This window comes from Mesorhizobium comanense, assembly GCF_005503535.1.
Taxonomy (GTDB): domain Bacteria; phylum Pseudomonadota; class Alphaproteobacteria; order Rhizobiales; family Rhizobiaceae; genus Mesorhizobium; species Mesorhizobium comanense.
In genome coordinates, this window is record NZ_SCNN01000005.1 from 316,789 (window position 1) to 333,892 (window position 17,104).

The window sequence follows — 17,104 nt, forward strand, 5'->3', positions numbered from 1 at the left end:
ACGTGCGTCCATTCGGACGCACAAAGTACGTTCTATCACTTTCAATCTATGCATCGTGCTCTCCGAAAATCGATTCCGATTTTCGGGCCGATGCATCTGGCGCCTTGCCCGTCAGCAACAGCTGCGTGGCAGCGGTAACATCCTGCTGGCGCATCAGGCTTTCGCCGACGAGGAAGGTGCCGATATTGCTCTTCCGCATCCTGAGGCAATCATCGTGGGTGAAGATGCCGCTCTCGCTGACCAGCAGACGATCGGCTGGCACCATTGCCGCGAGACGTTCCGATGTATCGAGGCTGGTCTCGAATGTTCTGAGATTGCGGTTGTTGATGCCGATCAGCCGCGACGACAGCTTCAGCGCACGCTCCGTCTCGGCTTCGTCGTGCACCTCGATCAGCGCGTCCATGCCGAGTTCGAATGCCGTCGATTCGAGGTCGCTCGCCAAGGCGTCATCGACGCTGGCCATGATGATCAGGATGGCGTCCGCGCCCCAGGCGCGAGCTTCATAGACCTGATAGGGATCGAACAGGAAATCCTTGCGCAAGGCGGGCAAACCCACGGCCTCACGCGCTTTGGTAAGGAATTCCGGCGCGCCTTGAAACGACGGCGCATCGGTCAGCACCGAAAGACAGGCGGCGCCGCCTTTCTCATACGCCCGCGCCAGCGCCGGCGGATCGAAATCGGCACGGATCAAGCCCTTGGAAGGGCTCGCCTTCTTGATTTCGGCAATCAGGGCGAAGCCTCCTGACCCACGCCTGGCCTCTAGGGCCGCCAGGAAGCCGCGCGGCGCGCCGGCGTCGCTCGCCCGCGCCTTGATGTCGGCTAACGGGATGCGCGCCTTGGCGGTCGCGATCTCGTCGCGCTTGTAGGCCTCGATCTTGCGCAGGATGTCAGCCATCGCTCTAACCGTTCGAAACTTCGACCAGCCGGTCGAGCACCTGCAGCGCCCGGCCGCTGTCGATGGCTTGGGCGGCAAGCGCGATGCCGTCGCCAAGCGTCGTCGCCTTGCCGGCGATCACAAGCCCGGCGCCGGCATTCATCAGCACCGTGTCGCGATAGGCGCCGGCTGCGCCGCCCAGCATGTCGCGCAAGGCCTTGGCATTGTAGGCAGCGTCGCCGCCACGCAGTTCGTCCTTCGTGTGGCGCTTCAGCCCGACCTCTTCCGGGGTCAGGATGAAGCTGCGGATCTCTCCGCCGACCAGTTCCGCGACATGTGTCTCGCCGGTTGTCGTGATCTCGTCATAGCCGTCGCCATGCGCCACCCAGGCATGTTCGGTGCCGAGAGCCTTGAGCGTCTCGGCCACCGGCATGATCCATTCCGGCAGGAATACGCCGACCATCTGCCTGACGACGCCGGCCGGATTGGAAAGCGGGCCGAGCAGGTTGAAGATGGTGCGGGTGCCGAGCTCGACGCGAGTCGGGCCGACATGTTTCATCGCCGGATGGTGTGCCGGGGCGAACATGAAGCCGACACCGGCCTCGTGGATGCAGCGGCCGATGAATTCGGGCGAGAGGTCGATCTTCACCCCGAGCGCGATCAGCACGTCTGCCGCGCCCGTCAAGGACGACAGGCCGCGATTGCCGTGCTTGGCAACGGGCACGCCGCTGGCGGCGATCACGAACGCGGAGCCGGTGGAAATGTTGACGCTGTGCGAGTTGTCGCCGCCGGTGCCGACAATGTCGATGGCGCCGGGCGGCGCTTCGACGCGAAGCATCTTGGCACGCATCGTGGCGACGGCGCCCGAGATCTCGCTGACCGTCTCGCCGCGCACGCGCAGCGCCATCAGGAAGCCGCCGATCTGGCCCGGGGTCGCGTCGCCTGACATGATGATGTCGAACGCCTCGCGCGCTTCCTCGAACGAAAGCGCGGTGCCGCCCGCGACCTTGGCGATATGGGTTTTCAGCGCGCTCATCTTGTCGAAGCTTGGGCAACGGCGGCCTGGTCGATGCGGACGTCATACTGCGTCTGCAACTGCGCCACCAACTGGTCGAGCAGGTCGTCCGACATGCCGGAGGTGAAGGATTTCTGCGCATCCTCCGGCACCGAGCTGGCATCGGCCCCAGCGGGCTCGAAAACTTCGGCGACCTTGAACAGGATCTGTCCGTCGCCGGTGGGCGAGGGGATCAACCCGGTACCGCCTTCGCCGACGCCGAACATCACGGCCGCGCCCTCCTTGCCGAAGTCGGCGTCGTCAGCCTCGCGCTTCAGGCCGCGCTTGGTCTGCTTCTCCAGCTTGAGCTCGCCGGCGATGACCTCGAGCGTCGCGCCCGCCTTGAGCCGCTTTTCGAGTTCGTCCGCCTTGGCGGCGAGCCGCTTCGTCGTCTCCGCCGCCGTCCAGTCGGCGATGACTTTCTGGCGCACCTCGTCCAGCGTGCGGTCGCGGGCAGGCGTGACCGAGCCGACCTCATAGAAGACGAAGCCGTTATCCGCCGTGGTCAGCCCTTCGTTCTCCGTATTGGGTTCCGCATCGAACACGGCTTTGATCAGCTCCGGCGATTCCGGCAGGTCCTTGACGACGGACCCGTCCGGCCTCAACCCGTTGCGGTCGATGGCGTCGATGGTGATGTCCTTCAGCTTCAGCTTGGCGGCCGCGTCGGCCAGCGAACTGCCGGACGCGCGGGTGTCTTCATAATTGTCGTGCACGTCCAGGAGGATACGGCTTGCCTCACCCAGCGCCAGATCCTTGCGGATCTGGTCGGATACTTCGGCGAGCGGCTTCACCACCTCGGGCTTGATCTCGGTGACGCGCAGCAGTACCGGGCCGAAGGCGCCCTGCACGACCTGGCTGACTTCGTTGGCGTTGAGCGCGAAGGCGGCATCTGCAACCGCCTTGTCGGCGATCTTGTCCCTGGCGAGCGTGCCGAGCAGCGTGTCGGCCGGTGTCTTGCCTTCCGCGGTCACCAGCTTTTCGAAGGTGGCGCCGGCCTTCAGCGAATCGAGCGCTGCCTTGGCCGCATCCGGCGTCTTGAACACGAGCTGCTCGATCGTGCGCATTTCGGGCGTGGTGTAGCGCGCCTTATTCTTGTTGTAGTCGTCGCTGACCTGCTGGTCGGTGACGGCGGTCGGATCCGTGATGTCCGCCGGCTCCAGGCGTACATAGGAGAATTTGCGGTATTCAGGCGCCGCATAGGTTTTCTTGTTGGCCTCGAAATAGGTCGACAGGATGCTGTCGCTCGGCGCCTCGATCGGCTCGACGAGCGTCTTCGGCAATACCAGATAGTCGACCGTGCGATCCTCGCCGCGATAGAGTGCGACGGCCTTGAAGAAAGCGTCCGGCGCCTTCAATCCGTCGGACACCGCCTCGACGATCTGCTGGCGCACGGCAACCTGGGCACGGTTCTTCAGGTAATCCTCGGGCCGCATGCCGACCTCGCGCAGAAGGTATTCGAACGTCCTTCTGTCGAACTGGCCGCCTGGACCCTTGAAGGCGGGATCCTCGCGCGTCAACTCGGCCAACCTGTCCTTGGACAGGCCGAGACCCAGCTTGCGCGCCTGTTCGTCGAGGACGGCGCCGGAAACGAGCTGCGCCAGCACCGTGTTGTCGATGCCGAGCGCTTTTGCCTGTTCGTGGGTCAGCCGCTGGCCGAACTGCTGCGACATGACGGCCAGCTGGCGGTCATAGGCGAGGCGGTATTCGTTGATCGAAACCTTGGTGCCACCGGCGGTTATCACCGAATCATGGCCGGCGAAGCCGCCCATCAGGCGGCCGGAGATGCCCCACACCAAAAAGCTGAGCACCAGCAACACCAACAGACCTTTCGCGACCCAGGTGCCCGCCGCGTTTCTCAATATACTAAGCATCGTTACTTCCGATTTGTGCGCAGTTTTTCGGATGCGCCGAGTCTGAAACAAGCGCAATAGCGCCCTTCCGGCCCACTGTCGATTGCTTTGTGGCCTGATTTTGGTAGTGAGGGCGCTGCTTAATGTCGCCCGGAGAGACCGCCCCATGACCCCTGGAATTCGTCCGCTCGTCGCAGGCAACTGGAAAATGAACGGCACCAGCGCCTCACTCAACGAACTCAGGATGATCGGCAACGGGTTCATGAGCGGGCTGGACGCCGAAACCGAGGCGCTGGTCTGCGTTCCCGCAACGCTGCTCTCCCACGCCGCGGAAATCCTGTCGCGCACACCGGTCCATGCCGGCGGCGAGGACTGCCATCCCAAGGAAAGCGGCGCCTACACCGGCTGCATTTCGGCCGAAATGCTGAAGGATGCGGGTGCCAGCCATGTCATTGTCGGCCATTCCGAATGTCGCGAGCAGCGCGGCGACGACGACGCGACGGTCCAGGCCAAGGCGGCCGCGGCATGGCGCGCCGGGCTCGTGGCGATCGTGTGCATTGGCGAGACGCGTGGGGAACGGGAGGCCGGAGCCACGCTTGACGTGCTGTCGCGTCAGATCGAAGGCTCGGTGCCGCCAAGCGCCACGCCTTCCAACACCGTCATCGCCTACGAGCCGGTATGGGCGATCGGCACCGGCCTGACGCCAACGGTGGCCGACGTGGCTGAAGCGCATGCGCATATCCGCGAGAGGCTTTCGGAAAAGCTCGGCGCGGCCGCCGCCAAGATGCGCATTCTCTATGGCGGTTCGGTCAAGCCGTCCAACGCGGTGGAACTGCTGGGCGTCAGGAATGTCGATGGCGCGCTGGTTGGCGGCGCCAGCCTGAAGGCCGCTGATTTCCTTGGCATCGCGGAAGCCTATCGCAACATTTCCGGGTGAAATTGCAGACAAGAGCGGCGCACGGCGCGCTCAAATTCGTTGTAAAGGACGTGTTGCTTCCCATATTCCGGCCACGGGCTTGGAAATGCCGCGAAAGCATTGTATTGAGCCGCCTCCAATTCACCGGACGTGTCCACGGCCGGACAAGGCCTTGCCAGGATAAATTATGCAAACCGTACTGATCGTCATCCATCTCATGGTCGTGCTCGCCCTGGTCGGCGTGGTGCTGTTGCAGCGCTCCGAAGGCGGCGGTCTTGGCATTGGTGGCGGCTCGGGCTTCATGACGGCGCGCGGCGCGGCCAACGCGCTCACCCGGGCGACGGCGATCCTGGCGGCGGCGTTCTTTGCGACGTCGCTGACACTGTCGATCATTGCCCGTTATGGCGAAAAGCCGATCGACATTCTCGACCGGGTGCCCGCGACCTCGGACAACGCCGGCAAGGGCGTGCTCAATCAGTTGCCGGGCACGACGACGCCTGCGCCCGCGGGCACTACCGCGCCGACGCCCCCGTCGGCCAACGACAAGCCGGCGACGCCCCCGGCCAATGCTCCGGCACCCGCGCCGGCCTCCGGTTCGACGCAGCCCGCCGGCAGCGGCGCCACCAACACGGCCCCGGCAACGCCGCAGGTCCCGAACCAATAAGCTTTTCTTATTCTAAATCGCGATCTGTTGTCGTTTGACCACAGTCGCGGCAAATGCGGTGCGATCACGAAGATTCGACGGGGGCTGTCGTGCCCTCGCGCTTGAGGCACCCGCGCTTATTCGACTATAGATTGCATGCGGCATTTTCGGTGTCCTTGGGGGGCGCCGGGCGACGCCGTGGGCAACAAGCATTGAACGATCGGATCTTCGCCATGCAGCTTCGCAGCTTCATTTTCCTGGGACTTTGCGCCGTGTTCGGCATGAGTTCTTCCGCCTTTGCCGGCATGCCGGCAAACATGGCGGCACAGCAGTCGGTTTCATTTGAAAAGACCGATGCCATCAACGTAGCCGTCAAGAGTGACGCCACGCAGTTGAGGCTTCTCAAGAAGAAGAAAAACCCGACCCCGGACGATCTCGCCCAGATCAAGAAGATCGAGGCCAAGATCGTCGCCGACAAGGAAGACGCCAAGGCCAAGGCGCTGGAAGCAAGGAAGCTTGCGATGCGCGAGGCGGCGAAAGCCAAGGCGGAGGCCGACCGGCAGGCCTTCCTGGCCCAGAAGGGCCAGAGCGCGGCGGCAGCTACTGAAGTGGCCGAGGCCAAGCCGGCCAAGAAGACCACCAAGGTGATCGAGCCGGTGACACCGATTGCGCCGATCCAGTCGGCCGAACCCATTCCGGCCGAAGCGATGAACGTCGCCTTGACCGGCAACAATAGCGAGTTGCGCAGTGAGGCGCCCGGCCAGAAGCAGAACACCAGCAGCGGGCTTTTTGCAGGCCTGTTCGGCGGCCCGACATCGTCGTCCTCGATCGACTACCTGCCGGAGACCCGTGCGCTCGACGCCGCACTCGCCAAGAAAGATGCCAAGAAGCCATTCAAGGTGAAGCCGGAGTTCGTGCCGCAGGACGTGACATTCACCGGCTATGAGGCGGGCACGATCGTCATCGACACCAGCGCCCGCCGGCTCTATCTCGTCGAATCGTCAACCACCGCCCGCCGCTACGCCATCGCCGTGGGCCGCGAAGGCCTGCAGTACAAGGGCACGGTCGCAGTCGGCGACAAGCAGGAATGGCCACGCTGGATCCCCACGCTCGACATGCAGAAGCGCGAGCCCAAGCACTACGGCCAGTACAAGGACGGCATGCCCGGCGGTGGCCAGAATCCGCTCGGCGCCCGCGCCATCTATCTCTATGACGGCAAGAAGGACACGCATCTGCGCATCCACGGCACCATTGCTCCGCAGTCGATCGGCACCAGCGCCTCCAACGGCTGCTTCCGCATGATCAACGAGCACGTCATGGATCTCTACAGCCGCGTCAGGGTCGGCACCAAAGTCGTCATCATCTGACGTTTCATGCATCATGCCGAAAGGGCCGGCCCAGCCGGCCCTTTTGTTTTGCCCGTTCGCTTTCGAGTTCGTTCGAGCGTGGTCTGTGACAAAACGGAAACCGTTGTCCGAGAAAACCTGATCCTCTTTTCGGGATCATGGTCCGAGCGCCTTTTTGGGAAAAAGCCTTCGCGGCGGTTTTTTCTCTGGCGGAATCAATCTGGCCGCGTTAAGCGATGACTCCCATGGCGCGATATGTATTCATCACTGGCGGCGTGGTTTCCTCACTCGGAAAAGGCATAGCCGCAGCGGCCCTTGGGGCTCTCCTGCAGGCGCGAGGTTATCGCGCACGCATCAAGAAACTCGACCCTTACCTCAATGTAGATCCCGGCACGATGTCGCCTTACCAGCATGGCGAGGTGTTCGTGACCGATGATGGCGCCGAGACCGATCTCGATCTTGGCCATTACGAACGCTTCACCGGCCGTTCCGCCAATCAGCAGGACAACATCACCACCGGCCGCATCTACAAGAACATCATCGAGCGCGAACGCCGCGGCGACTATCTTGGCGCCACGGTGCAGGTGATCCCGCACGTCACCGACGAGATCAAGAACTTCGTGCTCGACGGCAATGACGACTACGACTTCGTGCTGTGCGAGATCGGCGGCACGGTCGGCGATATCGAGGCGATGCCTTTCCTCGAGGCGATCCGTCAGCTCGGCAACGACCTGCCGCGCAACAACGCCGTCTATGTCCATCTGACGCTGATGCCTTACATTCCGACGGCCGGCGAACTGAAGACCAAGCCCACCCAGCATTCGGTGAAGGAGCTGCGCGGCATCGGCATCGCGCCAGACATTCTATTGGTGCGCGCGGATCGGGCTATCCCCAAGGAAGAGCGCAGAAAGCTGTCGCTGTTCTGCAATGTCCGGGAGAGCGCGGTCATCCAGGCACTCGACGTGCCGCATATCTATGACGTGCCGATGGCCTATCACAAGGAAGGGCTCGATTCGGAAGTGCTTGCCGCCTTCGGCATCGACCCGGCGCCCAAGCCGCGCATGGAGCCCTGGCAAGCGGTATCGAACCGCATCCACAATCCGGAAGGCGAGGTAACCATCGCCATCGTCGGCAAATACACGGGCCTCAAGGACGCCTACAAATCGCTGATTGAGGCGCTGTCGCACGGCGGACTGGCCAATCACGTCAAGGTCAAGCTCGACTGGATCGAATCGGAAATCTTCGAAAAGGAAGACCCGACGCCGTGGCTGGAGAAGGTGCATGGCATCCTGGTCCCCGGCGGCTTCGGCGAGCGCGGTTCGGAGGGCAAGATCCTGGCGGCGAAGTTCGCGCGCGAGCGCAAGGTGCCGTATTTCGGCATCTGCTTCGGCATGCAGATGGCCTGCATCGAGGCCGCGCGCTCGCTCGCCGGAGTCGAACACGCGTCCTCGACCGAGTTCGGTCCGACCAAGGAGCCGGTCGTCGGACTGATGACGGAATGGCTGAAGGGCAACATGCTGGAGAAGCGCAGGGCCAGCGGCGATCTCGGCGGCACCATGCGGCTCGGCGCCTATCAGGCAGAACTCGCCAAGGGATCCAAGATCGCCGACATCTATGGCGACACACAGATCTCCGAACGCCACCGGCACCGCTACGAGGTCAATATCGACTACAAGCAGCGCCTGGAGGATTGCGGCCTGGTGTTTGCCGGCATGTCGCCGGACGGCGTGCTGCCGGAGACGGTCGAATATCCTGACCATCCCTGGTTCATCGGTGTGCAGTATCACCCCGAGCTGAAGAGCCGGCCGCTCGATCCCCATCCGCTGTTTGCCAGCTTCATCGAGGCGGCGGTCGAGCAGTCGCGACTGGTGTAAGCCGGCCGCGCTGCCATGCAAACCTATGTCGCGCTGCTCTACAGCATCACTCTAGGCGAGGGGCGCCGGCTGGTCATGGCCGACCTCAAGGCGATGGCGGAAGGCCTTGGCCTGAAGAACCCGCGCACGCTGGTGGCGACGGGCAATCTGGTCTTCGAAGCCGGGGCGACCGATATCGACAAGCTCGAACAGCGGCTGGAAACGGCGTTCGAAAAAAGCTTCGGCCGCCATGTCGACATCATCGTGCGCGCTGCCGAGGAATGGCTGAAACTTGCCGCCGGTAATCCTTTTCCCGTCGATTCAGCCGAGGCAGGCGATCAGGTCGCTGTGCGGGTGATGCGTAACCCTGCGCCCGCTGATGCTGTCGCCACGCTCCAGGCCTATGCCGCCGAGGACGAAAAGGTGTTTTCAGCCGGCGGCGACATCTGGGTCGTCTTTTCGCGCGAGAGGCCGAGTTCGCGGTTGCTCGCGGCAATGAACCACAAGCGGATGGGCATCGGCACATCGCGCAATTGGAACACGGTGCGCAAGCTGGCTGATATGGTAGGCAGTAGGCAGTAGGCAGTAGGCAGTAGGCATACGCTCTCCATTCCTACTGCCTAAGCCCAACTACCTAAGCCCTGTTTCAAGCCTTCGCTGTCCGCGCCCCAGCGCTCACGGCGGCGGTGCGCAGCACATAGTAGATGATTCCGGCAATCGCCACGCCGAAGAACCAGCCGTAAACACCCCACCAGGACGGTAGCCAATTGGTGAAGTTGGGCAGGATCGAGGAGAAGATGGCGCCGATACCGGCGGCGATGAAGGCATTGACGTGCCAGCCGCCCTGGAACCGGAATTCGCCATCCTCGCGATACAGCGCCTCGACGTCGACTTCGCCTTTCCGGATCAGATAATAGTCGACCATCATCACCCCGAAGATCGGTCCCATCGTCGCGCCGATAATGCCGACGAAATGCGCCGCACTGCCTTCCCACGGTGCGAAGGGGTACAACACCAGCGCGATCACCGCCGCGATGTAGCCGCCTTTCTTGAAGTCGATCTGGCGCGGGAAGACATTGGAGAAGTCAAAGGCCGGCGAAACGAAATTCGCCACCACATTGATGCCGAGCGTCGCCACGGCGAAGGTGAGCGCCGCAAGCGCGGCCAGGAACCAGCTGTCGAACTTGGCCGAGATCTGGTCCGGATGGAGCAGCACTTCATGGTAGACGTCGTAGGCCGCGATGGTGGTCACGCCGGCGACCAGCGAGAACAGGATCAGATTGACCGGCAGGCCCCAGATGTTGCCTTTGCGCAAAGCCGCTTTGTCCGGCGCATAGCGGGCGAAATCGCAGAAATTCAGATAAAGCGCGGAGAAATAGGTCACCCAGATTGCCGCCACCCCGAACAGTGCGGTCCAGGAGCCGGGGTCGCCGGGAATGCCGGCATCGGCGGTCTTCTCACGCAGCACATCCATCGGAATGTCGCTGGTGAAGGCAAAACTGCCCGACTTGATGCAGAGATAGATCGCGAGCAGCAGCATCATCACCCAGACCGCGGGACCCGCCCAATCCTGGAAGCGGCGGACCGTCTCCATGCCTTTCTGGATGATCAGGAGCTGTAGCGCCCAGATGACGACGAAACAGATCACCTCCAGCCCGGAATGGCCGAGGAAATGCGTGTTGGCGTTGAAATCGGCGAACCATTGCGAGCGGATGAGCAGTGCCACGATCGCGCCGGAGGCTGCTGCCGTCTGCGCGCCGTACCAGAAGCAGGCGACGATGGCGCGCACGAGTGCTGGTATGTTGGCGCCCCAGATGCCGAAGGACGCGCGGGCAAGCACCGGGTAGGGGACGCCGGTCTTGACCCCGGCATAGCCGACCATGTTCATCAGCGCGTAGATGATCAGCGAGCCGATGCCGATGGCGATGATGAAGTTGACGAAGCCGCCGCAGAACAGGAACAGGCTGGCCGCCAGATAGTATCCCCACAGGCTGTGAACGTCAGACGTCCAGACGTTGAAGATCGAAAATGGTCCCCAGTTTCGAACCTTGGCCGGGGCGAGGTCTTCATTGTATAGGTCAGGCGAGGCGCCCTGTATTGTCATCGCAGTGTCCCCTTCTTGTAGCACGCGCCCTCACGCGTTGACCGGGGAGGTTACGCCTGACGCTGGGGAACCGACAAGCAACCGATTTGCCGGCTTTGGCCTTAAAGATATTCAATGCGAACCGCGATTATCGGCGGACCGCATCGGTGGGTCGCCTTTTGAGGGGCCTGCCTTGATTCGAATTGGCTTGCGCGATCTTCGACAAAATCGACCGGAAAAAAATTTCATTTTTTGCGGAACCAAAGGGCTGGCCCTACGTTTCATTTGGTTCGATCGAGCATGGCACGGTCGACCGGGAGGAAACGATGGACTACCTGCATTTCTTTTCGCCTGTGCGGATATCGCGCGGGCAGGGGCATCCTGTGGAAGAAGTGGACAGTGTCGCCGAGGCGATGGTTTTCCTGCGTAAATGGCCGACGGGACGGCGCGGCCCTGTGTACCAGTGTGCGCTGAATTGCTGCGCCGCCGCCCTGTCTGGCCAGATGTCGGCGGAGGAAGCGAGGAAGGCCTTCACCGGCTTCGCACGCATCACCCGGCTTCTGGACGACGACATGGCGTTGCCGATCAGCGGCAACGGCATGGCCAGCGTACACGCGCTTCGGCGTTAGGCGCCGAGGCTTTCCGACCGCAAGACCACGCGCCCTCGCTGGCGCGGTAGGTCGGTATTTTCCGGTGAGACGCGCTGACCGTCAGCCAACCGAATACCGATCAATCACCCACAGCCAGGATCCGTCGGGCTGACGCCGTGCCACCTCGCTGGTCACGTCACCATCTGGAAGACGCGTCGATGTCAGCGCAACATCGCCGCAGATGAGCGCCGGGCGCTGCTCGCCCACGGCGAATTTCCGTCCCGATTTGACGATCTCCGCACAGTAGTCGCGGATGGCTTCCCGGCCTCGCACGAACCGTCCTCCGCCGCAATCTATCACCGCATCCGGCTCGAACAGGGCTGTCATGCCATCGACATCGCCCGCGTGCTGCCGTGATATCAGCAATGGCTCGAGATCCTGTGGATCGCGGGCGGGTTTTCCTTCGGCTGGATCGTTCATCATGACTCCGCTGTCTCGCGGGCGGTCTAGCACAACCGCTCTCCGGCCGTTGGCGGCAGGTAAAGGAATCTGGTGGAGCAGGCCGAGTGCAAGGCAGGCAAGGCATCGATAGATGCGAGCTATGCGATGGCCATTGCGTGCTTGTGGTCGGCGACTTCCGACAACAGCCAGTCCTGAAACAGGCCGGTGCCCGGCTTGTTGCCGATGCTGCGGCGCTGGTGCAGGTAGATGCCGGCCGGATAGGTGTGGCGCGCCTGAAACGGGGCGACAAGCTTGCCTTGCTGGAGAAGGTCCTGGGCCATCATGGTGTCGGCAAGCGCTATTCCGGCCCCGTTGATCGCTTCGCGCATGATCAACGTGCAATCATCAAGCGTGGTGCTGGATTTCGGGGTCGTGTCGAGGACGCCTTCCTGCTCCAGCCAGCGTTTCCACCGCATGGTTTCGCATTCATGGATCAGGTGATGATTGACCAGATCTGCCGGCGATCGCAGCGGCACCGGTCCGTCGAGCAGCGAAGGGGCACAGACCGGCGTCAGGACCAGCGGTATCAGCAGCGTCAGGGCAGGGCCGGCCTTGTAGACGAACTCGTCGACTATGGCCAAATCGAAGTTGGCCCGCTTGCCGGACGTCGAGATTTCCAGATCCACCGATGGGTGCAGTTTGCGGAAATGCGGCAAACGGTCCGCCAGCCAGAGATTGAGCACCGCCGGTACACAGAGCACCCTGACGCGCTGGGTTCTGCTGTGGCTGGGGCCGTCGGCGAGGCTCACATCGTCGGTGGCGCGCCAGATGGCCTCGAAAGCTTCGGAAAGTCCGCGCGCGTAGTAAGAGCCTCTGACGGTCGGTGTTATCTGGCGGAAGCCGCGTTCGAACAGATCCTGACCGAGGTTTCGTTCAAGCGCACGGATGTGGCGGCTGACGGCCGAGGGCGTCAGGTGCAGTTCTTCCGCCGCATCCTTGATGCTGCCGAGGCGCGCGGCGGCCTCGAAGGCCCGCATGCCGTTGAGTGAAGGTAGAGCCATTTGCCGATCATGAATTGTCGATTGAGTTTTTGTCAATCGACTTGCGCAAAATTGGCGTTTGATCGCCTCGGCCGTTCGGGGATACCCAAAGGCAAGAGCAACTAAGTCGCCTTACAAAAACGACTAATTGGGGACCTCGGTACCATTTCACCAAAGGCGGTGACCGGTTCGACCGGCCTTCGCCAGTGGCGAGCGGAGCTTTGCGCAAGCAACCGCCTTGGCCTGGTCACCCGCAATGGGGAGAATGCCTTCTTATGCCTCAATCGCCAGTGCCGGTCTTTGAAGCGGCCGACGAGATTTCGGCGGAAGCCTCTGTCGTCGTGATCCTGCAAACTGCCCAGACAGGCTTTGGTCCGCGCGCGGCGGCGCTTGATGCGGAAATGGGCGGGATCCTGTCCCGTGCCTGCTCTGACCAAGCCGCCTTGGCCGAGTCCGGCACCTGTGTCGATCTCATCGCCCCCAAGACCATGTCTGCCCGGCGCGTGATCATTCTGGCTTTGGGCCGCGCCGAGACCGTGAGCCCGCTGTCCCTGGCCCGTGCGGGTGGTTCGCTTGCCGCGCATCTGGAAGCCAAGGGTGAATGCGCCGTCACGCTTGTCCTCGACCCCACCATCGGCATCGAACTGCCGGCAGCCGAAATCCTGGCGCGGCTGGCGCTCGGCATGCGGTTGCGGCGCTATCGTTTCGATATGCGCAACCGGCGCCAGGGGGCGGGAGCCGATCGGACCTTGCGTGTGCAACTGGTCGGGGCCTCCGGTCCGGACCTGCCCCCGCGCCTGGCGCGGATCAATGCCATTGCCGATGGCGTCGAATACGCGCGGACCCTGGTCAACCTGCCGCCGAACCATCTTCATCCGGACAATTTCCAGGACCATCTGGAACCGTTGCGCGAAGCCGGCATAGACGTCGAGATACTTGATGCCGCGCGGCTGAAGGAACTCGGCATGAATGCGATCCTGGCCGTGGGCGCGGGGTCGGTGCGCCCGCCGCGCGTCGCGGTCCTGCGCTATCGCGGCAAGGGGGCTCCCGCGCAGCCCATGGCCTTCGTCGGCAAGGGCGTCTGTTTTGATTCCGGCGGCCTCTGCATAAAGGGCGGCGAGCAGATGTTCGACATGAAGGCCGACATGGGCGGGGCCGCTGTGGTGGTTGGCCTGCTCATCGCGCTCGCCCGGCAAGGTAGTCCGGTGCATGCCGTCGGCGTTCTTGGAATTGCCGAGAACATGCCCTCCGGCACCGCACTCAAGCCGCGCGATATCATCACCACGGCGTCCGGACAGACGGTTGAGGTGTTCGACACCGATGCGGAAGGGCGCCTGATCCTGGCGGATTGCCTTCATTACGCCGCTTCGCGCTTCAACCCATCGGTCATGGTCGACCTGGCCACGCTGACCTATTCGGTGATGCGGGGTCTCGGATCGGTATTTGCCGGCCTCTTCAGCACCGACAATGCCATCGCATCGAAGATGATCGCGGCTGGCGAGGCGGTCGGCGAGCGGTTCTGGCAGTTGCCCCTCGACCGGGCCTATGACGAAGGCCTGCAGTCGCCCTTCGCCGACATTCGCCATCACGCCAAGGACATGGAAGATGGCGATGCGCCCTACGCCGCCGCTTTCCTGCGCCATTTCACCGAGGACCGTCCCTGGGTGCATCTCGACGTCGCCGGCAAGGAACTGGCCGACAAGGATCGGCCGTTGGGCCGGGAAGGCGCCACGGCATTCGGCGTGCAGATGCTGGAAGAGTGGATCCAGTCCAGCCGCACGGCGAACTGAGGCGGCGGTAAATGTCTTCGAGCGAGCAAGGAGCCAGCATGTCGTCGCAGATCGCCAGCAGGGAAGGTCGAGCCGGCTTCGGCGGTTACGAGACCTGGTACCGGGTCTCCGGCAACCTCGACGCCGGCAAGCCGCCAGTGGTGATTTTGCATGGCGGGCCGGGGGCGGCGCACAATTATGTCGATGCCTACAAGCTTCTCGCCCGGCAAGGGCGCGCGGTCATCCATTATGACCAGTTGGGCTGCGGCAATTCCACCTTGCTGCCTCAGAAGGGTGCCGACTTCTGGACGCCGGGGCTTTTCATCGACGAGCTTGAAAACCTCGTTGACCATCTCGGCATCCGTGGCGGCTTCCACGTGCTCGGGCAGAGCTGGGGCGGCATGCTCGGCGCCGAGTATGGAGTGATCCGGCCGAAGGGCTTGAAATCACTGACCATCGCCAATTCACCGGCCTCGATGAAGCTGTGGGTGGAAGAGGCCAACCGTTTGCGCGCCGCTCTGCCCGGCGATGTCCAGGAAACACTGACCCGGCACGAGCAGGCCGGCACGACGGACGACGCGGCCTACCAGGCGGCGACGATGGTGTTTTATGAGCGGCATGTCTGCCGGATCGTGCCTTTCCCGGCCGAGGTCACGGAGACGTTCGCCCAGGTCGTACGCAACCCGACCGTCTACAACATCATGAACGGGCCGAACGAATTCCACGTCATCGGGACGCTGAAGAACTGGAGCATCATCGACCGCCTGCCGGCAATCGATGTTCCCACGCTGATCATCTCCGGCCGTCATGACGAGGCCACGCCCGCGACCGTGCAGCCGTTCAAGGACGGCATCGAGGGATCGCGCTGGCAGATATTCGAGCATTCCAGCCACATGCCGCATGTCGAGGAGCAGGACCTCTGCATGCGGGTGGTGGGAGACTTCCTGGACGACAACGACAACTGAGAAAAGGGGAATAAGGACATGAAGAAACTGTTTCTGGCGGCGTCGGCCGCGGCATTGCTGGCCGGCACATGGCTGGCCCCGGCACAGGCCGAATACCTCAAGGAACACCGAGGCGGCACCATTCGCCTGCTGGCCCGCTCGGCGGCGGGAACGCTCGATCCGCACATCAATTACACTGACCAGGGCTGGCAGATGTACCAGCCGATCTATGATGGCCTCGTCGCTTTCCGCAAGGCTGAGGGCAAGGACGGTTTCGAGGTCGTGGCAGACCTTGCCGAGGCATTGCCCACCCTCAGCAATGACGGCAAGACCCTCGCGTTCAAGCTGCGCAAGGGGATCAAGTTCTCCGACGGCAAGGACCTTGGCGTGAAGGATGTCGTCGCCTCCTTCCAGCGTATATTCAAGGTTTCCGGACCGACCTCGGGCACTTTCTACGCCGGCATCGTCGGCGCCGATAAGTGCCTTGCGGACACCAAGAGCTGCACACTCGACGGCGGCGTCGTCGGTGATGAAGCGGCCGGCACGATCACTATCAACCTGACCAAGCCGGATGCCGAAATCCTTTACAAGCTCGCCTTGCCGCACGCGGTGATCCTGCCGGCGGACACGCCCGCGGAAGACATGGGCTCCAAGCCCATTCCCAGCACCGGCGCCTACATGATCTCGGCCTTCGATCCCAACAAGGGCATGACTGTCACCCGCAACCCCAACTTCAAGCAGTGGAGCGAGGAAGCCCAGCCGGATGGCTATCCGGATGTCGTGCAATATGATTTCGGCCTCTCCGAAGAGGCGGCGGTGACGGCGATCCAGAACGGCGAAGCGGACTGGATGTTCGACGCGCTGCCCAGCGACCGGCTGGGCGAACTCGGCAGCAAGTCCATGGACCAGTTGCACATATCGCCGCTTTCGGCCTGGTGGTATGCCCCGCTCAACAACCGGCTCGCGCCTTTCGACAACGAAAAGGCCCGCCAGGCCGTCGCCTATGCGATCGACCGCAACACGCTGGTCAAGCTGTTCGGCGGCAAGGTGCTGGCCTCGCCGGTCTGCCAGGTCCTGCCGCCGGACTTCCCCGGCCATGAGGATTATTGCCCGTACACAAAGAACCCCGGCGCCAAATGGTCCGCTCCGGATGTCGACAAGGCAAAGCAGCTTGTCGAGGAATCGGGCACAAAGGGCCAGAAGGTGACCATCATCGTCGAGGATACGGCCATTTCGCGGTCCATCGGCGTCTATCTGCAGAGTGTGCTGACCAGCATCGGCTACGTCGCCGACGTCAAGCCGATCTCGTCCAATATCCAGTTCACCTACATCCAGAACACCAACAACAAGGTGCAGATGTCGGTCACGCAGTGGTACAAGGACTATCCTGCGGCTTCCGACTTCCTGAACATCCTGTTCAGCTGCGCTTCCTTCCGTGAAGGGTCCGACGCTTCGATCAACATCGCCGGCTTCTGCGACAAGGATATCGACGCCAAGATGCAGAAGGCGCTCGACCTCGGCGTGACCGATCAGAAAGCCGCCGACAAGCTGTGGGCCGAGGTCGACAAGCAGGTGACGGATAAGGCGCCGGCTGTCGGCCTGTTCACGCCGAAGCGGCTTGATTTCGTCAGCAAGCGCCTGGGCAACTACAAGTTCAATCCGCAGTTCAACTGGATGATCACCCAGTCCTGGGTGCAGTAA

General features: G+C 62.8%; 15 protein-coding genes. 9 read left to right on the forward strand and 6 right to left on the reverse strand.

The window, feature by feature from the left end; genetic code table 11:
• Window positions 1-46: 46 nt before the first annotated feature.
• The 3 genes from trpC to FFS37_RS12135 are packed head-to-tail and all read right to left on the reverse strand — an operon-like array spanning window position 47 to window position 3,799.
• Complete coding sequence (gene trpC, locus FFS37_RS12125) at window positions 47-895, reverse strand: indole-3-glycerol phosphate synthase TrpC (RefSeq protein ID WP_137931179.1); 849 nt, start codon at window positions 893-895, stop codon at window positions 47-49.
• Window positions 896-899: 4 nt separating this feature from the next.
• Window positions 900-1,910, reverse strand: coding sequence for an anthranilate phosphoribosyltransferase (gene trpD, locus FFS37_RS12130; RefSeq protein WP_137931180.1), 1,011 nt, complete (start codon window positions 1,908-1,910; stop codon window positions 900-902).
• On the reverse strand, window positions 1,907-3,799 hold the full coding sequence (locus FFS37_RS12135; RefSeq protein ID WP_137931181.1) for a SurA N-terminal domain-containing protein: 1,893 nt from the start codon (window positions 3,797-3,799) through the stop codon (window positions 1,907-1,909). Before FFS37_RS12135 ends, trpD begins: the two co-directional genes overlap by 4 nt.
• Window positions 3,800-3,944: 145 nt before the next feature.
• Between FFS37_RS12135 and tpiA the strand changes: the two genes are divergently transcribed.
• From tpiA to FFS37_RS12160, 5 genes are all read left to right on the forward strand, one after another.
• Window positions 3,945-4,715: a triose-phosphate isomerase gene (gene tpiA, locus FFS37_RS12140; RefSeq protein WP_137931182.1), complete on the forward strand. Its 771-nt coding sequence runs from the start codon at window positions 3,945-3,947 to the stop codon at window positions 4,713-4,715.
• A 166-nt stretch (window positions 4,716-4,881) separates the two neighbouring features.
• Complete coding sequence (gene secG / locus FFS37_RS12145) at window positions 4,882-5,358, forward strand: preprotein translocase subunit SecG (RefSeq protein ID WP_137931183.1); 477 nt, start codon at window positions 4,882-4,884, stop codon at window positions 5,356-5,358.
• 212 nt (window positions 5,359-5,570) lie between these two features.
• Entirely contained in the window at window positions 5,571-6,704 is a 1,134-nt protein-coding gene (locus FFS37_RS12150) for a L,D-transpeptidase (RefSeq protein WP_137931242.1), read from the forward strand.
• Window positions 6,705-6,919: 215 nt separating this feature from the next.
• Window positions 6,920-8,557, forward strand: coding sequence for a CTP synthase (locus FFS37_RS12155; RefSeq protein WP_137931184.1), 1,638 nt, complete (start codon window positions 6,920-6,922; stop codon window positions 8,555-8,557).
• A gap of 15 nt (window positions 8,558-8,572) precedes the next feature.
• Window positions 8,573-9,118: a DUF1697 domain-containing protein gene (locus tag FFS37_RS12160; RefSeq protein ID WP_137931185.1), complete on the forward strand. Its 546-nt coding sequence runs from the start codon at window positions 8,573-8,575 to the stop codon at window positions 9,116-9,118.
• Window positions 9,119-9,182: 64 nt separating this feature from the next.
• Here FFS37_RS12160 and FFS37_RS12165 read toward each other — a convergent pair whose 3' ends face one another.
• Window positions 9,183-10,640, reverse strand: a complete 1,458-nt coding sequence (locus FFS37_RS12165) for an NCS1 family nucleobase:cation symporter-1 (protein ID WP_137931186.1) — start codon at window positions 10,638-10,640, stop codon at window positions 9,183-9,185.
• A 182-nt stretch (window positions 10,641-10,822) separates the two neighbouring features.
• Here FFS37_RS12165 and FFS37_RS12170 point away from each other — a divergent pair, with 182 nt between their 5' ends.
• Window positions 10,823-11,248, forward strand: coding sequence for a DUF982 domain-containing protein (locus FFS37_RS12170; protein WP_232375633.1), 426 nt, complete (start codon window positions 10,823-10,825; stop codon window positions 11,246-11,248).
• Window positions 11,249-11,329: 81 nt separating this feature from the next.
• Here FFS37_RS12170 and FFS37_RS12175 read toward each other — a convergent pair whose 3' ends face one another.
• Window positions 11,330-11,689 (reverse strand): YybH family protein, encoded by a 360-nt coding sequence (locus FFS37_RS12175; protein WP_137931187.1) that lies wholly within the window; start codon window positions 11,687-11,689, stop codon window positions 11,330-11,332.
• A gap of 119 nt (window positions 11,690-11,808) precedes the next feature.
• A complete protein-coding gene (locus tag FFS37_RS12180; protein ID WP_137931188.1) occupies window positions 11,809-12,711 on the reverse strand; it encodes a LysR family transcriptional regulator in 903 nt (300 codons plus the stop codon).
• Between the two features lie 254 nt (window positions 12,712-12,965).
• Here FFS37_RS12180 and FFS37_RS12185 point away from each other — a divergent pair, with 254 nt between their 5' ends.
• The 3 genes from FFS37_RS12185 to FFS37_RS12195 are packed head-to-tail and all read left to right on the forward strand — an operon-like array spanning window position 12,966 to window position 17,104.
• A complete protein-coding gene (locus tag FFS37_RS12185; RefSeq protein ID WP_137931189.1) occupies window positions 12,966-14,480 on the forward strand; it encodes a leucyl aminopeptidase in 1,515 nt (504 codons plus the stop codon).
• Between the two features lie 38 nt (window positions 14,481-14,518).
• Window positions 14,519-15,424 carry a proline iminopeptidase-family hydrolase gene (locus FFS37_RS12190; RefSeq protein ID WP_137931190.1) on the forward strand — a complete coding sequence of 302 codons (906 nt, stop codon included), beginning with the start codon at window positions 14,519-14,521 and terminating at the stop codon, window positions 15,422-15,424.
• An 18-nt stretch (window positions 15,425-15,442) separates the two neighbouring features.
• Entirely contained in the window at window positions 15,443-17,104 is a 1,662-nt protein-coding gene (locus FFS37_RS12195) for an ABC transporter substrate-binding protein (RefSeq protein WP_137931191.1), read from the forward strand.